The organism is Vibrio sp. KUL70 (assembly GCF_059725515.1).
On the sequence record NZ_AP045834.1, the window covers coordinates 1,655,436 to 1,674,743 of the forward strand.

The window sequence follows — 19,308 nt, forward strand, 5'->3', positions numbered from 1 at the left end:
TACCCATAACATCTTGATAAAGCTGGTTTTAGATTCAAAATTCAGTAAGTTAGTTATTCATCTCTCAATTAGGAACTATCGTCATGGAATGGCTGATACTTTTTCTCGCCGGTGTGCTTGGTGGCATATTGAACTCCATTGCAGGTGGCGGCAGTTTTGTTACGTTCCCTGCTTTACTTTTTGTGGGCGTACCTCCGGTCGCTGCCAACGCAACCAATACCTTTGCTTCTTGTGCCGGTTACATAAGTGGGGCTTATGCATTAAAGCAAGAGATTCTATCAGGCACAAAACAGCTTAAATTGACTTTGATTCTGAGTGTCTTGGGCGGTGCCATCGGTGCTTTCTTACTGCTACATACACCTGAGGCACTCTTTACCCAATCTGTTCCTTGGCTACTGCTATTCGCAGCACTACTGTTTACCTTTGGCGGCCACATCAACAGCTTCATTAAAAAAGCGGCATCAAAGCACAAACACGCAGGGAAAGCAGGCGCCTTCTTCTCTGCCCTATTGCTGCTTTTGGTATGTGTTTACGGCGGTTACTTCAATGCTGGTCTTGGTATTGTCACGCTAAGCTATCTTGCCTTAGCTGGTTATACCAACATCAATGTCATGAATGGGATTAAATTGTTGGTCTCAGCAAGCGCTTCAATGGCGGCCATTGTATTGTTTATTGTTGATGGTTCAATTGATTGGAGTTCAGGACTTGTAGTCTTACTCGGTACACTGGTTGGTGGCTACTACTCTGCTCAGATATCACGCAACATTCCACAAAACTATGTTCGTAATAGCGTTATCGTTGCCAGTTTCTTGATCACCGCATACTTTTTCTACGCCAATTAACCGGTTATTAAAAACCGCCAGATATGCCCTTTGCCTATAGGAGTTCGTTTTACTTTTGAGCGTTACTTCCAATCATGAAAATAGCATTCGCTGAATTTGTGAAGAGAATCTGATAATCACCTTGTTTGATATTAATTTAGATTAATTTTTATCCAGAGGTGCGATACTGACTGCGTATAAGAAGCAAGCATATTAGGGGGCATTATGAACATCAAACTCGGTCATGTTATGTCATCAAGCAGACTGATCTGCTTCATTGCATTCTTAGCAGCAACCTTTGCGTGGATACTAAAAATGCCCGCTCTTTTTTCGGTTTCTGCTCTGTTTCTCGTCTTCAGCGCTGCAATCTACTTAAGTGATTTTATTAAGAATCAAAAGAAAAACCGCGAAGCCTGAGCACTCGCAGAGCAATACAACTTGATGGGTTTACCCTACTTCAAAAGTAGATAGTAAAAGAAAAGGAGCGTGATGCTCCTTTTTTGTATCTTGTTCAGTCCACCATAGCGATTAACGGCGGAAGTTGCGTCCTTTACCACCCGAGCGGCGCGCTTTAAATGAAGACGCGGCCTTAGCTTGAGATGCTAAGATAGACTCTACCGTCAGCTCCATCGGTTCTTTAGGCTCAAGCCCATGGCGGAAAGTACGTGAACGCGGCGGCATTTGATATTCAAGATCAGACGCTTTAGGCATACGTTTGAAGCGGTACAAGTAAAAGTTCTCTACTTTCTCACGCGCCCACTGTGTTTTCTTTAAGTACTTCACCGCACTCGCAACAGACGGCTTCGTGTTAAAACAGTTCATGCGCATTGCTGCATCAAGTATTTCCCAACCGTAATGATCGACCAGCTCGGTGATCATGGTTTCTAACTTTAAGCCGTGCAGTGGGTTGTTTTTCTGCAGCTCAATTCTTTCTTCATCTGTCATCGTCGTACCTTAAACAGAGCAAGTACTCTGCGTTAGTTCACCATCATCATAACGGTTGTTTACTTAGGTCAGCTTCCTGCATGCCTGTTACTGAAGGTAATGATGGCACAAAGCCTGTCACTCTCCTAATTATCATCGATGGATATGTTTAATTATGGTCTGATCGCGTGAGAACTAACCGACACATCACTCAATAAGTCCGTTTTCTAATCCAAACATCTAACAATTCTGACTTCAGTACGTGGTTAGAACACATCTATTTCCGATACTGTTCACCCAACCTATTAATAATCATCGCATTTATTGAGCGTACTTTATGGAACCAACGTCGCTGTAAATACCCCTAATGGATTGGAAATCTAGATCGACATAACAAAAAAGCGAACCCAGTTAACAAAATGGATGATGCTCTAATGTAATAACCACATTTTTAGTGATGTATTTAGAATTTATAAGATGACGAGATTACAATTCATTAACAGGACTGGTATGTTCATATTCTTAAATATGAGAAATCAATAAGTCAAAGAAAAACAATTATATAATTATAAATAAAGGTCAGCCCCGCTCATGTTTGACTACTCCCAACTCAGTAAAATCGCAGCTAAAGATCAAGATATTACCTCCACATTAGACGATCTTTTCCAGCTTGTGCGTTCGTTCTACCCGACGCTCTCGCGCCTTTCTATAGCTTTAACAAATGAAAACAAAGCCACCAATTACTTTGTTTCCGATGCCTTGTGCCAAGAAGCGAATGATAGCTACATCGAATACAACATCAGACCAGAATCTTCCCTGAGAAAGATGTCTGAACTGCCTTCAATACGAGTTATCAATGACTTATCGACGATGAACCCAACACGACAAATTTGTCGCTTAATCGATATTGGACATCAAAGTAGCTACACCTCTCCAATCTACTATCGCGACCAAAACCTCGGTTTTATATTTATTAATGCCACCACGATCGGTTTCTTCAATCAGAAAAGCATTCAAGCGGACATCGCGTACCTATCTCAACTTATCGCGAACCTGTTTACTCGACTGCATGAGAGTCAAAAACACTTTCAAACTTCTCTCGCAATCGCCCTCAATATGGGCCATGCAAGAGATCCTGAAACCAAGGAGCATTTGATTCGCATGGGACGTTACAGCGAGATACTGGCGCGCGCTATGTCAGAGCAAAAACCGGAAATCACTTATCAGTTCATTCATCGAATCCGTGTTTATGCACCTTTTCATGATATCGGTAAATATCGTATCCCCGATCATGTACTTTTTAGTACCAAACGATTTACTGATGAAGACCGAGCCATAATGAATCAGCACACGATTTTCGGTGAGGCTATGATTGACGATGTCGTCTCAATTTCAGATAACCACTCAATCTCACATGATGAAATACAGTTTCTGAAAAACATTATTCGACATCACCACGAACGCTACGACGGAACGGGCTTACCTGACAGGCTATGTGGGACTCAGATTCCTCTAGAAGCGCGTATCGTTACTCTGGCAGATGTATTTGATGCCTTGCTCAGCAAAAGAGCCTATAAATCGGAATGGGAACTTGATGATGTGTTGGAGTACATCGAAGAAAACGTTGGCATAATGTTCGATCCAAACTGTGTTGATGCCCTTAAACAGAATCTCGATACCTGTATGACAGTAAGGGAGCAGTTTTCAGACAAAGAAGAAGTCACTAGCTTTCAAGCATAGTTTTCCACCCAGTAGACACTACGAAGTGGCACTGGAAAGCGACTCTTGTCGATATGGCGTTTCGATAGCAACGATTCTCGAATCCAAAGCTGTTATCGGGCGCTTTATCCAGTTAAGAATCGTCATTATCTATTTAAGCTGTTATCGCTAATGGAAGCGAGGTAACTTCCCATACTCCAGAAACAACAAAGCCCCGCATAATGCTTAATGCTTGTAAGTTAAGAACCATTTAAAACCTTTTTGAAGGCCTAGTCGCGTAGCGACTGGGCCTTCTTTTTACTGCTCTTGGTGATGCTGCCTATTATTGGAGCATTATTTGAAGGGTTTTAGGCTTAGGGTTTTGCGTTGAGAAATATTCTCTGCATAAATAATTCTTAAAGCGAGACTCCATCCAACAAAATAACAATGTCGTTCCTTACACTATAGCTCGCACCAGATTTGGCACCATCAGAGTGCACTTTGATTTTTTCTACGATATCTGGAACTAAACGCCCTTCTAACGCTTTATGGAATGCACTTAATGACTGACGTACGAAGTCCTTCGTCAATTTAGGTGTCAGTACAAAATCATTCTGACGCCACTGTCCCTCATCTTCCAAGCCCATACTTTTATACAAACGTACGTCGGCTTTCATTGAATCTAATATTTCTAAATATTCACGCGTTTGGTCAACGTCTTCTTCAAAAGTTCGCCCCAACGTTTCCGTTCTCATGGCTTTTTTGATGAAGAATAAGTAGATGGCTAGCGCTTTAGCTGTGAGTTTTACAGGTACACCAACCACATCTAACGTCTTGTCCTTGGTCGAAATTTTTACTTTAATTTCCGAGCTATATGCGCTATTAAACGCTGATACAGTCTTTGAAAACGAGTGACTTTGCATTTGGTTGTAAATTGATTCATCAACTTGACGACGCATTCTTACAAACGGGATTTCTGCTAGGGTAACATTGGCATCCTTGGTGTTTACTACCTTTTTTTTGTCTCTTCCAACAATATACTTGTCGTAAGGAGTTGGATAATAAAAGTCGCTTACAAACTCAAAATCATCGTCTACGAACACATGACTCAGTACATCTTGCTCACGGCCATACAAAGACATTGCGTAGCCCATATAAAAAGCCATTGTCTTTCGGCCACCAGCAATTGAAGCATGAATCGCAACATCGTCATTACGAGTCAACTCCTCTACTTTCCGTGTAATAAAGTCAGCCATAACGACTTGGTCGGCTTCAGCCTTAGCGTCATCTAATACATTGCCTTCTTCATCAGAGATCAACCAAATATTGTCAGAACTAAACTTAATTTCGGGAAGCTGATAATCTTCTATTAACTTGTTCCAATGACCATCTTGAAACAACCCTTTTTCTAACGTTAGCTTAGAGTTGGCGGTAGTAATCACAAATACTTCATCAGGCATTGTTTTACCTTGATAATTCAGTGCAAACAACGTTTCAGTTAGGACTTGAGGACTTGCGCCTGTTACGGCTACCAAAATGTTTTTCAAAATAAGCTCACTAAGTTATTTGGTCTTGTATGAAAAAGAAGGACTTAATAGTTGTGCTATAACCTTAAAATTTATACCAATTGTATTGTCATATACGCTAAACCCCTGTTTGTTCAGACGCTATGATAAAAGTTAATAATTCAGATTGGTATTCTTAAGCTTATGAACTCGCTCATACACTGTAATTAATGAAACTGCACTCCATTTAGTTAAAAAGGAGAACGAATCCAACGTGGGGCTCGCTCTCCATTCATTTCAATCAACGAAATGACACAAATACATCTGTTGGGAATGTACCTGATGATATTTGAGCTTGCCCTTCAGCAATAATATTTGCGTGCTCTTCATCATCAAGATGATAAGGTAAGTGGTTCTCAGGTAGACGTTTATCAGCAAACCAGTACCCAAATCCTTGATCAAGCCACAACGTCACTTGCTGGCCGTTGTCAAAAGATAATACGAGCGTTCGCGAGTGAGGCAGCTTGTATTTCGAGGTCGTTTTGAAACTCATATTTGCATCAGAGTTTTCAAATGCCAAACCGATTACCTTGTCACGTGAGTAATCATCGAAAAAGTTATCTTGTACTGTCGCTGGCTTACAGCCTCGACTTAATTCCCCAGTGTGAATTTCGACCTGGCAGTTTTTGTAATACTCCCCGATAAACTTCAAGGTATTGAAGCAAAGAGAAACAGGTAAAGTCGCGGCCAGATAACGATCAGAGTACGTAACCGATTCGATAATTTGGTTTTGCATCAACTTCATCAATGTAGGTGAGCGTTTAAACACAAGGGTCCAAAACTTGAATCCGAACTCAGAAGCTTTTCCATCCAGTTCATTATCAATCACTATTTTTTCTACATCAGAACTTTGACTCAAACGCGTAGAATCAAAGTCCACCAACTCACCCAAAGAACCAATACCAACCACTAAAGTTTCAAGATCATCGATACGGTTTCCCCATTGATAGCAATATGATTCATTAGCCACTGAAGCTACCACCTGGTGACCAGCATGCTCATTTAGTAGTTTGCTCATTACCTTAACATTTGGGTGGTTCTGATACCAAGACAAGGTCACTTTTTGCTCTAGTGACAACTCTTGCACTTGAGCCTCTGTCAATATCAAGTTTACCTTTCGCTCAGTAACCCAGCGACTAAATGCTTGGTACAGTTGCCAATCACCCAAATCGTTCAATTGACTTACAGGGAGTTCAACATAGAGTTCTGAGTCATCATATTTAGCCAGTGTTTTTTCTATTGCTATCATTAGCGGACGTAGTTCACGCCTATTGTGATGGTCGAACAATTCATATTCCACTGGCAAGCTAAGATTGTTAAAAAAGCCGTTACTCAAATAAGTAGCCACTTTTCTTCTATCAAGTAAATCAAGGACATGTTGAGTTGAATAATCCACTAAGCAACGATGGCATGCCTTGTCACAGTGACAATTAGATGCAACCTTCTTTGCTCCTTTGAGTAACTCAACAACATACTCAGAAGCTTGAATTGAAAAACCTGCACCACCAGCTGCATTGTCAAACAACACGATAGCTTGTACTTCTCGTCCCTCATGATTCACTGGCTTGGTTGTACAGCCAATTTCATCATTATTTATACCCAGCTTCTCAGCTAACTGGTTTCGCATCAGTACCGCGACTGAACGAGCAATACTTCTCTCTACAAGCGGTTTACCCAGCTCATCAAATAACAATAATTCGAACACGTCCGTATAGGTGCTATGGCCCAACTTTAGCGGACCTTTTACAGTGAACTCCCTGTCGTTCCCGCCACACAAAACTTCGCTTGAGCTGGTTAAATGGCCCTTACCACCGCGTAAGCGAGTGTGCCCCATCAACACTTCTTTTGGTGACTTATCTCCACCTTCGGGCATAGCTTCCATACGACCACATTCTAAGCAAAGCGCGTACCCTTGGTTAACGGGTCCCGCACTGTAATAATAAACATGACCATTATGACTTGAACGGTATGATGCTCCGGGGTTTACGCTTACTTCATGCCACTCAGAGCCATCTACTGTCACCCAAGGATCATTGAAAGGTACATGATTCAGACGCGAGATATCGTTATGAGGTTCGTCTCTAATATCGACCGCAAAGCTCGCTGGCTGAATATAAGGGTGAATACGATCTTTTGTTTTCTCGTCACTAAAATTGAACTCATTACCACAACATTCACACAGTTCTGGTCTTAATAACGAAGTATTACTGGCACCACACTTGTCGCAACGCCATGCCCACCTTAATGCTTGTATCTCTTTTACTTGGTCGGCAGACGCAGGACTATGCCAGTTCAACAAAACGCCTTTTGACTGATACACTCGTCCATCAATCACAACATCATTACCCGGTGCATAATCGCGAATAGCAACTGAAAGGTCTCGAGATGGAAAGCCACCAGAGCTATACAAGTTATCTTTGCGAGACGTATTATCGTTGATTTGGTCTTGTTTCATTTTAATGTAGCGTTTTCGCCTTTCGATCACCTTGGCATGATCGGTATTTAAAGATACCACATCAGTAGGAAACCCATATCCGGGTAAGAAGCCTTTACGTGCTAACTCGGAAAGTAAGAACTCCCCCTCTAAGCGTTGAATTTGGCTTTCTACTGCAGCTTGCGCTGTTGATAGCGAGTTAGGGTTCTCTTCTAAGCTTTTAGATTGTTCTTTTAGCAATTGATGCTCAACGGACCAACGCTCGACAATGCGCTTCATATGCTTAGCGGACGCATCTAGAATTTCGATACGTGATGTTGCATCAAGAGAAGTTCGACGTAACAAAATATCCAACCCGTCTTGTACAAAATCTAATGCTCCATTTACACACCAGTCAACAAATTGGTCAGCTTGAGAAGCCGCCGATTCATGATCAGATTTGAAAAAGTTACCACAATTCAATTTCAAAGAGTTCTCTGACTTCACAACATGATTTAAAAAGGTTGAAAGTAATAACGAATTCACATGGCGACGAACAATGTAGTCACTCGATAGCGATACGTTCGGTACTTTAATTTCAGTATCAAACGCCCATCGCGTATTCGAGAAGATATGCTCCCCATGTGGAGTGGATTTACATAACGTAAGCGCAATCGACTTAGTTTCTCCACGACGGCCAGCACGACCTGCACGTTGCAAGTAGTTCGCAGGGTTAGGTGGAGCATTATTCATAGCTACTACCGATATACCGCCAATATCTACACCCATTTCCATCGTCGTAGAACAGCTTAAAACGTTTATTTTTCCTTCTTTGAACTCTTTTTCATATTCGCGTAACTGGCTTGCCTTTAACTGTGCAGAGTGCTCTGCGACTCTAAAGTAAGGCGTACGCTCTACAACACGGTCAGCAATATCTGACCACGCGTTTTCTTTGCGTACATCAATTAAGTCTGGCTGCTCTTGCCAATCTCTAACTTTGTTTAGATCAACCGTTTCTCCACTTTCAGGATCGCGACCAAATGGGTACGGATAACTTGGGGTAGATATCTGTTTGCACAAATGCTCGCTGCGGTCCCCAGATAAATTCAGATATGGAGTCACCCCTAACAATGGCTTATCTATGATTTTTTGGGTATGAGGACATTGGTGCTTATCTGCAACTAATGAGAAACTCACTTGTTGCTCAAGCTCTAAACGATAGCCGTCACCACTCGGTGTCAACACTGACGACTGAAGAGCCATCCACGCTTGGCGTAAAATTTCGTTAATATCTGCACGTGTATCAGAATCTTCTAACTCTATATTCAGAGCCGTCGCAAGCAATCTAGCTAACCTTGGTTGTCGTGGCCCTTTACGCCTAATTTTTGGCCATGCTTCCACGTTCCAAATATGGGTAGGCTCATCTTGTCCTACTAAGAAAGCTGGCGAATATTTTGCCCCTATCCAGTTGATTTGTTCATCCGTTAATCTCACGGCTTTCATGCTTCGCACATGAAAATTCACACAAACGGTTAGGAAATTAACCCACTCTTCACGCGCTTTTTCAGCACTATCAAAATGTCTCAGCCATTCACTAGGAGCTGAACCCTCCTTTTTGGCTAAAACTGGATATTCCATGGAAACTAAGCCCATAGTTTCCAGAGTGTTCTGTCTTTTAGGGCGACTATTGAATTCGCGCAGTAGCAATAGGCGGGCTAACAACTTAGGGTTTGCAACCATATCCATCCGGTCATCGAAGTGTTCGTAAAACTTTTTGATCCACAGTTTCACTTCTTTCTGTTCTGCTAAAAAATCCTCAACTTCTTGCCAAGTTACTGCAACCGACTTTGAGCTTCCACCAACCAAAGAGGCGATTTGACCTTCAACAAACTCGATCATGTCCTCTTCACCGCTCATTTTAGCCATCTTGAGCATTTTCTGAAATTTCTCGAGCTCAGCAGTATCTTCAGAGCTTGAACCACTCTCTCGGATCGCTTTATCCAAGATCAAATGATAAATGGTGGAACGCAAAAACTGCCTTTCAGAATCTTGTTGTGACTTGGCAGAAAAACGAGCTGTACCTTGACGGCTATCGGTGAAAGTAATCATGCGACGGCCGTTCCAAGGACCTTTCAACTGCTCTTTTTTACCGTCTTGGCAATATTCCAATAATGTAGGGATCACCGTCGACAGCATAAACGGGGCGCCATTTCTGAAGTGACGGTAGAACTCGAAATTCTTGATTTTAGTATGCTGGCAACATGGACAGCGCATAGACAAAACACCGTCACTTTTACGATACCCTTCGACTCGATGGATTAAATGCGCGCCTGGAACTTTAGCGGTTTTTACATCTCTCTGGTTATTAATCCAGTATTCACCGGTTTCTTCAAAACTTAACGGAGAGATGAGAGCAAAGCGGTCATACTCCTCTGAAGTTTCCTCATCATCTTCGATGGTGAGATCTTCTTCTCCAACAAGGTCCAAGGCAAAGTCATCGATCGATGAATCTGGTTTGGTTAAATGAAGTTGTGAATGACTGGTCTCTGAATCCGTTTTTTCAGTCGCAGCCAATAAGCTAGTTCCGCAACCATTACAGCTAACCATTTCAAATATCGGTGAACCACACGAGCACTTCTCACGACGTGACATATGAACCATACCAAATCGCCAATCAATCGACTCTAGAGGCGTGCCTACCTTTGCCGAGCAATCTGAATTTGAGCAAGCCCAAAGCCCACCAGCAACTCTATGGAATAAATGTAGCCTAAACGGAATAAATGCATCTCCATCTGCGTTCTTTGTCGAAGCACAGATATCAAGCCATTGAAGTGAGTCTTGTTCAGATAACGGTTCCTCAGTTGCAGACAATAGCTTCCCTATTTCGCTCAACGTCAATCTGTTATCGGTTGAACTCAGGTGCTGCCTTAACGTTCTTAGAGGCGGTAAGCTTTGTAACACATCGTAACGTTCTATCTCGCTCGTTATTCTTGAAACACTATCAAGGTTCATCGCCTTGATTTGCTCTAGTTCCATCAGCGGTTTGATTTCTCGCTCGCCTTTCACTAAATGAACTTGAGTAATATCGACACCAGCGACATCAGCCAAAAACGCTTTTAGATCCGCGTCAGACTCCTTTCCACCAATCGTTGCGGAAGTTGCGACAAATCTCACTTGATCTGGCGTGACACCGAACCCATGCATTACTCGTCGAAGCAGCAACGACAACTCAGCAGCTTGAGAACCAATATAGGTATGAGCTTCATCTAAAACGATCCAACGCAGTTTGCCTTTAGAGCGGTTCAAAATATTCGCGTCTTTTTGGCGAACCAACATGTACTCCAACATCGTAGAGTTGGTCACAAGTATTTGAGCTGGGTTTTCTCTCAGCTCCTTACGAGAAAGCTGTTCATTTGGGTGCTTTTTTCGTTCTGCCACATTTACTGATTCGGGCGTATCGCCGTTAAACAGGCTAAATTTAACTTGCTCACCTAATTGGTGAGTCCATGCCGTTAAACGCTCTCTCTGACTGTTGATTAATGCATTAAGTGGATATAAGAACAAAGCTTCAACGCCATCTGGCCTGCTGTTTCGTTCAACAATGTCATTCAGAATTGGCACTAAGAAACACTCTGTCTTACCAGAACCCGTACCACTACTCACAATGACAGACTTAGGAGATGGCTCCAATAGATGAGACCATGCTTCATGTTGATGGGAATACGGGTGCCAACTGCTATCAAAAAGATAGTCTTCTTTCAGCTCTTTCGGTGGATTTGCCATCGCGTTTACAATCGAGCTGTTTAATAACCCACCTGATAAGTCTCGCATGCTTTGAGTATGCGGTTTCCAGCCAAAGGTCGCTTCAAATACAGGGTCAGCAAGAAAAGCGCCTTCTTTACCTGGGGATTGAGAAAATGACTGCCATAAAAACTCACGTAACGGCTTAGATCTCAAACCAAACTGCCCTAAAGTAGCGCGCGCTGCACGTTTAGTCAGTTGATCAACTAAAGACTCAAAATATTGCATGGTTGATTTACCTTTTTTAGCTATTCACTAGGCCGAAAATCATTTTATGTGTAAGAGCGAACACTTGCTCAAAGTACTCTGGATCAAAACTGTTGTACTCTCTCATCGCATGTACTACCTCTGGTGACATTCTCAGAGATGCAGAACCACATGTGGACAAAGCCAGCAGTACTGGCGCATTCATCACGTTGTTGCGGTACAGGTCCTTAGTCGTGAAACACACTCCAGCTAACTGCTGGTCGACAGCCCTAATTGAACTCTTGAATATGTGATCTGAAAATTCGCAAGGCCAGCGAGATTCGTTGTATTGGTTATTCAATGCATTTCGCAGGTCAAACAATTGCTGAATATAGGCGGCAGGATTAAGAGAAGGTTTCTCTCGATTGGCATCGATTTTATGCATTAAAAGGTTCTTGAGGCTTTGTAAGCCTTGGTAGCGCGTTACTAATTCGCCTAATACCGATTCAATTTGGCTGCAGATAATGTCCGAAAAATCGTGGCCGTAAACCTCGATACGTGAAGCATAAAAAGCGCTCACTACCGCGATCGCATCTCGAGCTTTAATAGAGTGCCATAAGAAAGGAAACTGCTGACTAAACTGCCATATACGCTCGGCTTCTTTCTTATTTGCGCTTAGTAGCATCGCGAGCATGAATTCAGGCTTATTTATCGCACCTCTCCATAGATCAAACGCAGTTAGCGGAACACGATCAAAGGCCAACAATGCTTTGATGTATTTCCATTCAGGCGCACTAAATTCTGTCGCCAACTGACCGCAAACCGCAGAAAACTTCTCTAGACGCTCCTTACGGGCCCCAATAGATGCCGCTTCTTCTAGTCGATTACTTGGCGACGATAACAGCTCAAGGTCTTTACTCCACATCAAAGGTCTTACACCCTGTTCTGCTTCATCAGCATAAATAAGCCAAGCACCGGGCATTACATCTTCTTCAGGGAAATACCACTGCCCGCCATTCTTGGTTAAAGTAATCGGTGCATAAGTTGGGTTATCCAAAGGCACCATCGAAAGTGTGCCTATGAATCTATCGCTGTCGATTTCAATCGTGCCTTGTGCTCTGTTTGGAATAAGCGTATTGCTGTACGCGTTAACACTGAAATTGAAAATGGTATGTGCATTATCCAACACCGATACCTTAACGGCTGCATCTAATGAGGATGATAGAGCCAGTAGGGATTCAATATCCTCTTTAAACGTTGCTAAGGAAAATCCGGTAGATAAAACGTCGCCTTTTGGCAAAGTTCGCTTCACGTAAGCGGATTTAGAAAAAGCACCATAAATATCTCTAGCGAGAAGCTTGAACTCCACCTCTAACGAATCACTGACACCATAACCGAATAGCTCATAACGATTAAGCGTATCGACTAAAATTGCTTCAGCGTTACGAACCGCTTCACCCCCAGAACTAATTAGACAAATACCTTTAGCGGGGAATGGCAATGTTATCGACAACGACTTTGCTTGATCTTGCCACCATATCGCTACGTCAACTTGTGCTGGTGGGTGAGCTTGATGACTGAGCATATCCAAAGTGCGTTTAGCTTGATTCGGATCTTGCTGAGAATGAGAGAGAACTGAGCTCGGCAGAACATCGAGTTGTTCTGCGTCCTTTAGCGCAATAGTTGGTAGTGGTTTATTAGAATAAAAGCCGATCTGACCAATTTGTACCGTGTGGCTCGGTTGCAGTTCAATAGAAAAATCGTCCGGTAACAAACCTACAGTGAAACGCTTAACAGGTTTGTTATTCTCAAACAAAGCGATATCGACCTTACCAAAAGGTACCGTATTCATTGACTGCCACCGTTCAAGCATTGTATTGCGCCAACGAAGTTGCGTGTTTGGGATTTCTGATTGCTGACCATTTTCATCAATGGCAACTAAGCTAGGCACACCAATAAAACACTTACTTGGGTTAGCTTGATAAGGAATGGCCTGACCAACTAAATTGAACTCAAGAGATGCCCCATCTTCTCGCTCAAGTGACACACAATAGGCGTCAAAATAAAATTCCCTATCTACTTGAGTATTAACATCATAAAGAACACGTCCACTGATGTGACCTACCCTAGCAAGTGTAGGATGCGATAAGCGCTCCGGTACTGAAACTAAAACGTTCGCTTCTGCACATTCGACATTTCCACCACCTTTGAGTAGCCATTCATCGTTATGTTGCGTGAATACCCAAGGTTCATTGGCATCAACTCCCGCGCCACCAAGCACTGGAGCGAACCACTCATTACCAGCGTCATCCGTTGCTTTCAATTGTATATCACAGTCGAACCACTCTGCAGGAAGCGACTTAGTATAAACATCGAGCAAATAGTGCTCAGAGTCAGCGCCACGTTTGAATGCCTTTGCCAATAAAAGACTCTTACTTCCAACCGCAAACAGGTTTATGCGGTCTGGCAAATTCACGCTACTAAACAGTTGCTGTAAGAACTTGGCATTAAGACGAGACTTGAGTGTGATATCAATTTGGTATTGCCACTGATAATCGTCATCCGATGCCGACATATCCATCATTGAGGCATAATGAGAATAAGATTTACGTAGAGAACGAAGAATCTTAATAGAGTTTGGTAAACGACGTTGAACTTCAACAGCAAGACCAAGCGCATTACCCAATAAAGTTCGAGCGGCTTCAGGCTCCATATTCAATGGTAAACCTTGCGACCAATTTGCATCGACCGTATTCAAGTAATGAAGCGGGTCGCTTTGCTCATCTAACCCGTGCTTATCGACCAAATAATAAATGGACTCAGCAACTTGGGCGACAATGCTATAAACCGTCTCATCACGATATGATGCCGCGATATAGTGCGCGTGTAATTTAGCAACTGATACAGCACTTAACCGTGAGTTAGCAAATTGGCCATAATCTTGAATCACTTGTTCGAAATAATGGGCAAGCCTGCTATTTGGATCTTGAATAAGCGTTTGTGGCAAACCACCTTCAACCGCGACAGTGCCAAGTAACATGCGTCCCTTAGTGTTGCATAATAACTTTCGCCCCCAAAAGCTTAAACCCTTAGCAACAATCTCACTTCTTTGAGTTGGTGAAATTGCGTTGGCCTGTAAGCCGAGAGACTCTAATACAGGTTCCCAAGCCCAAACGCCGCCTTGAAAAGATGTGCGCCACCACTCTGCCGCATACAATACAAAGCACCCCGCCCATTCCCTTGTTGGCTTGTTCGAATAGGTCTGAATACCATTACTTTCGACACTAGCAACTAATGATTGCTTAAGTAACTCAAACTCCGTTGCCGTCACTTTATAACTATATACAGGTTGAGCATTTGGTTTGGTCAACTCTCTCGCATTAAGAATTGAAGAGAGGACATTTCTGTATGTTTGCATGACGAATCCTGACGTTGTGTGGCGCCTCTAAATGCGCTTGATTCAAACTTATTTTTATAATTGGTAATGTACGATATCTAATAAATAAATGACGTACGTAAGCTTACGAAAACAGCGCCTTGCGCGAAAATTTGTCTGGCAATATGAGACGACTATCACCATTTAGACCTGATTCAAATGGCACAACCCATAGCCTTAGTGTGCCGCTAAAGTCGAAACTGCATTCTATCGGCTGATTAAAAGATTGATGAGATGGATAAATCAAGAAAAGGTCACCTTTCCCATTTAGATATTTATGCCCGTAAGCAAACATTTGATAGAGATCGGATTGGGACAGCCCGTAGTTGTGTTCCTCGGTATCGATCAGTTTCCATTTAGTATCGAGAATCAACTTCGAATTATCCGGTAATGTTAACAATAGATCTGGCTTCAGCTGAAACTGACTCTGCTGATTATGAGTTACGAGGTATTTCGAAGATGCTTGTGTCGTAAGCTCTGCACCATCAGGAAGTTGTTTTCGAAGCACTGAAGCAACATAGCTTTCAAATACCGCTTCCATTGGGAATAACAAAGAAAGCGCGCTGCTGTCACCTTTCATACTCAGTGGAGAGAACCCATCTAATATCAATTTTGCCCAAGCAATCGGCGAATGATAATCCAACATACCTCTATCCAGCTTAAGGGCGTTGATGTCTTGTTTAACGGACTGACTCGTAGGGACATCTGCAAAAGCAAACTGCAGCTCACGCAGCAGCTTCTGATTGCTTGCTAACCTTGTGTAATGAGCTAACTTCAACAGAGCCGTTTTAATAAGTCGATTGGCTGGGCGGTTAATCAGATACTCATCATATTCAACATAAAACTTATGTTTGTTAACTACGTTGTATTTGATTTGCTGAGAAACTTTCAGCTTACCTTTTTGGAAATGGAGGTTATCTTCTTGCGTGACATAGTCACTTTTTAGCCCTCGCTTAACCAAGGTATTTACAGATTGTAAAAACTGACTAATAAACACCTCTAGCAATAGCATCTGCTTTGTCGCGATACTAGCTTGATTGAAAGACACATAGCGAAATAAACCCAAATGCTGCAGCATCATCAACAACATATCGCGGGATTCTGAAACAGCCTGTTCTTGCGTTGCTGACTTACGCCCTGTTTTAGGTAGAACTTCAATATGCTCACCAGTCGGTGTAAACAATACACCGACGTAGTTTTTCACTTGAAGTAACTCGTAGCCAAAACGCTTGGTTAAACCTAAACACTTGTTGGTGTCAGACTCCCCAGCACTTAAACTCACATCCTTTAAGTACTCGAATGCACGCTTAGAAATAAGCTTTGCGCCTATTTCATCACTCGCTGCTTTGTCATGCGTTAAGTAGCCATATTCAAATACAGTGGTATGCATTACGACGGCTCATTGTTTGATTCGGTCTGAGACTCTGGTGACTCAGTTGGTGCTTCTTCCGTTGATTTGTAGATACCAATATAAGCTTTGGCGTTATTCCAAACGTCATCTTCATCAGCAGCAAGTGTGTATTTCACAACTTCTTGACCATATTGATCTAAGTTATGGTTACGGCCAAACAAACCATCGAGGTCTTGTTTGGTCTGCTTATGCTGTTGAACAAATTGCAAGTTGATATCGTTCTTCTGATTATCTGCCAGCACTAGACGGATCTTGCTCCAATCTTCAAAGAAGTATTCTTCCAGAAGAGGAATGATCTTGTTTTTGAAAACAGAGACCAAAGCATTAAACGCTTCATCTTGCGTGCCCGCGTCAACTAAAGCTTTTATGGGCATAAAGAAAGCATGGCCAAGAGTATGTTCACGGTCATAAAGGATTTCAATACGTTGGTTCAGCACTTCGAGCAGACGCTGTAAATCGACGCTCTTCACTTCTGTACCTACAAGCAACTCAGGCTTAGGCATCATTTCTACGAAATCGAAACGACGACGCAGAGCGGTATCCATCATGGCTAGAGAACGGTCAGCGGTGTTCATTGTGCCAATCAAATACAGGTTGTTCGGTACAGAGAAAGGTTTCTTAGATTGAGGAAGTGTAAGTTCAATAAACTCATCAGAACCTTTACGCTTTGAAGGCTCGATAAGGGTAATTAACTCACCAAAAATCTTTGGTTACAATAAAAACCTTATATAAAACGGTGAAATAGGCCGCATGCGACCTATTAGTTTTTTTTTAAAGATGTGACTATCGCTCACATAACATCCATTTATTCACATAATTGCACAGTTAGCACTCAGGCTTGCGTGCAATAACGTCCACAACGCGAAACATCCCTAGCCTAGTAAAACGGGTCAAATAAGAAGCTCAATAACTCGTTAAGCTCTTGTTCTGTTTTTATCTTGGCACGTATAGCTGCATCACCACGCTTTAAACCTGGAGAGGCGTACGTATTACTGTGTCTGCCCTTTTCTTCTGGATAGACATCTTTTTCACAAGAAAGCTCTTTCAATGCATCCGCGTTGTGAGGCAACCAAACCAAAGCATATTCGCCAGTGCTAGGCTGGTCTATTTGCACAACAACACCAAAGCCAGAGGTAATGTCCCATGCTAACGCTTTTTTAGTTTCTCTCGTTGGCACGCCCATCTTTTCTGAAAGTGCCGCTATCGTTTTGTTCTTCACTGTTTTATCTCGTCAAATTTTATCATGTGCGAATTCTACGGCGTACATAGAAAATTGCGAGTTTTGTAAGCTTGTGAAAGCTAGTCAAACGACTCAAAAATGTCTTCGAGTCTATCAGTCACTATATTCTTAAATTCCTTTTCCTGTTTACCAGTCCTTTTCTCAAGCTCTCGAAGGAGAAGAATCAAGTCTCCAACATTATGCTCTACAAAACGGTATTTGCGTTCAAGATCAAAAATACTAAGGCTTACAAGAGAGGCAGGTTTTAATGTTGCCTCGTATTTGTAATGGCTTTTGTCTATTTTTTTAAGTTTTGAATTCAATTTTTGAGTGTAATAATCAGCGCCTTGCTCCACTTCTATCTTGAACTTCTTGACTAGGGTTTGAGCATTCTCATGTCCAGTTACAGCAGCCTTCGCCAACCAACGTTCACCATGGCGACGTAAGTTTGCATCACTGTTTCGCAATAATATTTGACCCAGCTGGTTCATTGCCTCAGGGTTACCCTGATTCGCAGATTTCTTAATGTAAAGTTCATGGTCTTCATCTTTGCCCAGTTGCTTAGCAACATATGCTTTAGACAGATAAAAATTACTCTTCTGCTGCAATCCAGACTGGTCGCCATATTTAGATGTCTTAAATTCAGTTTCCCAAAAATATTCCACCCAACGCTCGAGTTTCCTAGCCCTTTCATCCAGATAACTTTGTTCAGGTTTTGGCAAACCACGAGTTTCACTGTAACTATTAACGGCAGGAGGTAAGCCTTTGAAATAAGGAATATCGGGATTTGGTAACAGCTTAAACTTGGTTCTCAAAAGTTTTTCACAGAAATACTGCCACGACGTCAAATGGTCATGAACATCGAGCTGAGACATTTCGCGTATGGCTTCGATGGTCAGCTCTGACGATTCAAACAGACGCTTAGCGTTCCACTCTGTATTTTTGAAAAAGCGAGTTTCGCTCAGATCTCCTCTCAAAACTTCAACTGCGATAATTTTGTCTAACTCGAAAATCAGCACTTCACATTGATAATGAGATTTATCAGACAACGCCTCAATTTGACCAGAAGGTGAATACCCTTGGCTCATCAGGTATTGAAGAGTTTGCGTAGGTAACAGTGCTCTTATTCGATTAAATCGAGCACTATAGTTAGACCAAAACATGGTTCGGCTATGAATCTGCCTCGCTTCATGCTCCTCGAAATTAAGATGCTCTTTGCCGTGCTCTGACGTTAATAACCTAGATATACTCTTTAGCTCGTAATAACTTGAAATATTGAATTTCTTTTTGAGTATGCTTTTACTTTGCTCAGACAATGAGTACCAAAAAGAATCATCGCTCGTTGGTAAGCATTTTTCTTCGAGAATGTCTTCGACGTGTTTTCCGTAATCACAGTCTTTGAAGTAGCTGATTGCTGTATCGCAAAAAGCCAACTTATCACTGGTCGTTTTTAGGCTACGAAAACATTCTTGTAGCCATAAGTCCGCTACGCTAGTAAGCGGTTTAGGAGCGACTTTAACTAATTCAGTTGATAAATGACGTTCGTACGAATTAGCTTTTGGTAGACGTAAATATTTTACGTAACTCTTTGGCGTTCTATTGTTGTCAAAGCAATACTGACTCATTGATTGGTAGCTTTGGTTTCTTATCGCTTGAAGCCAATCGATCTTTTTCCGTTCTAAGTCTGCAAGTTCAGATACGCCTTGAACAATATCCATGCTTTGAATCAAATCAGGGATAATAGACGTTGGCTTACCATCAAGTGCTAATGCTACTTTAAAGAATGCAATATCCCCCAACGCGACATTGGTACACATTGCGTACCAAATAGCAC

At 42.2% G+C, this 19,308-nt stretch carries 11 protein-coding genes and 1 pseudogene; 3 read left to right on the forward strand and 9 right to left on the reverse strand.

What is annotated here, in order from left to right; translation table 11 throughout:
* Positions 1-83: 83 nt before the first annotated feature.
* Together AC6I7V_RS07165 and AC6I7V_RS07170 are read left to right on the forward strand one after the other, a co-directional pair.
* A complete protein-coding gene (locus tag AC6I7V_RS07165; RefSeq protein ID WP_498010546.1) occupies positions 84-842 on the forward strand; it encodes a sulfite exporter TauE/SafE family protein in 759 nt (252 codons plus the stop codon).
* A 204-nt stretch (positions 843-1,046) separates the two neighbouring features.
* A complete protein-coding gene (locus tag AC6I7V_RS07170) occupies positions 1,047-1,238 on the forward strand; it encodes a hypothetical protein (RefSeq protein WP_255230658.1) in 192 nt (63 codons plus the stop codon).
* Between the two features lie 111 nt (positions 1,239-1,349).
* On the opposite strand, the gene AC6I7V_RS07175 is transcribed toward AC6I7V_RS07170, so the two are convergent.
* Positions 1,350-1,766 carry a VF530 family protein gene (locus AC6I7V_RS07175; protein WP_032549168.1) on the reverse strand — a complete coding sequence of 139 codons (417 nt, stop codon included), beginning with the start codon at positions 1,764-1,766 and terminating at the stop codon, positions 1,350-1,352.
* Positions 1,767-2,336: 570 nt separating this feature from the next.
* Here AC6I7V_RS07175 and AC6I7V_RS07180 point away from each other — a divergent pair.
* Positions 2,337-3,485, forward strand: coding sequence for an HD-GYP domain-containing protein (locus AC6I7V_RS07180; protein ID WP_255230657.1), 1,149 nt, complete (start codon positions 2,337-2,339; stop codon positions 3,483-3,485).
* A gap of 374 nt (positions 3,486-3,859) precedes the next feature.
* Here AC6I7V_RS07180 and csm6 read toward each other — a convergent pair whose 3' ends face one another.
* The 8 genes and pseudogenes from csm6 to AC6I7V_RS07220 all read right to left on the reverse strand — a co-directional run bounded on the left by csm6 (position 3,860) and on the right by AC6I7V_RS07220 (position 19,291).
* Positions 3,860-4,990, reverse strand: coding sequence for a CRISPR-associated ring nuclease Csm6 (gene csm6 / locus AC6I7V_RS07185; RefSeq protein ID WP_498010547.1), 1,131 nt, complete (start codon positions 4,988-4,990; stop codon positions 3,860-3,862).
* A gap of 259 nt (positions 4,991-5,249) precedes the next feature.
* A complete protein-coding gene (locus AC6I7V_RS07190; protein WP_498010548.1) occupies positions 5,250-11,450 on the reverse strand; it encodes a DEAD/DEAH box helicase in 6,201 nt (2,066 codons plus the stop codon).
* A 16-nt stretch (positions 11,451-11,466) separates the two neighbouring features.
* Complete coding sequence (locus AC6I7V_RS07195; RefSeq protein ID WP_498010549.1) at positions 11,467-14,826, reverse strand: STY4851/ECs_5259 family protein; 3,360 nt, start codon at positions 14,824-14,826, stop codon at positions 11,467-11,469.
* 103 nt (positions 14,827-14,929) lie between these two features.
* Complete coding sequence (locus AC6I7V_RS07200; RefSeq protein ID WP_255230654.1) at positions 14,930-16,234, reverse strand: McrC family protein; 1,305 nt, start codon at positions 16,232-16,234, stop codon at positions 14,930-14,932.
* Entirely contained in the window at positions 16,234-16,830 is a 597-nt protein-coding gene (locus AC6I7V_RS07205) for a hypothetical protein (RefSeq protein ID WP_498010550.1), read from the reverse strand. The genes AC6I7V_RS07200 and AC6I7V_RS07205 overlap by 1 nt, the downstream gene beginning before the upstream one ends.
* Positions 16,831-16,833: 3 nt before the next feature.
* A pseudogene (locus AC6I7V_RS07210) lies at positions 16,834-16,959 on the reverse strand (hypothetical protein); the annotation flags it as partial.
* A 173-nt stretch (positions 16,960-17,132) separates the two neighbouring features.
* The gene (locus AC6I7V_RS07215; RefSeq protein WP_255230653.1) at positions 17,133-17,474 is read right to left on the reverse strand and encodes a hypothetical protein; all 342 of its coding nucleotides are present in this window, start codon (positions 17,472-17,474) and stop codon (positions 17,133-17,135) included.
* A gap of 80 nt (positions 17,475-17,554) precedes the next feature.
* Complete coding sequence (locus AC6I7V_RS07220) at positions 17,555-19,291, reverse strand: EH signature domain-containing protein (RefSeq protein ID WP_498010551.1); 1,737 nt, start codon at positions 19,289-19,291, stop codon at positions 17,555-17,557.
* Positions 19,292-19,308 lie beyond the last annotated feature (17 nt).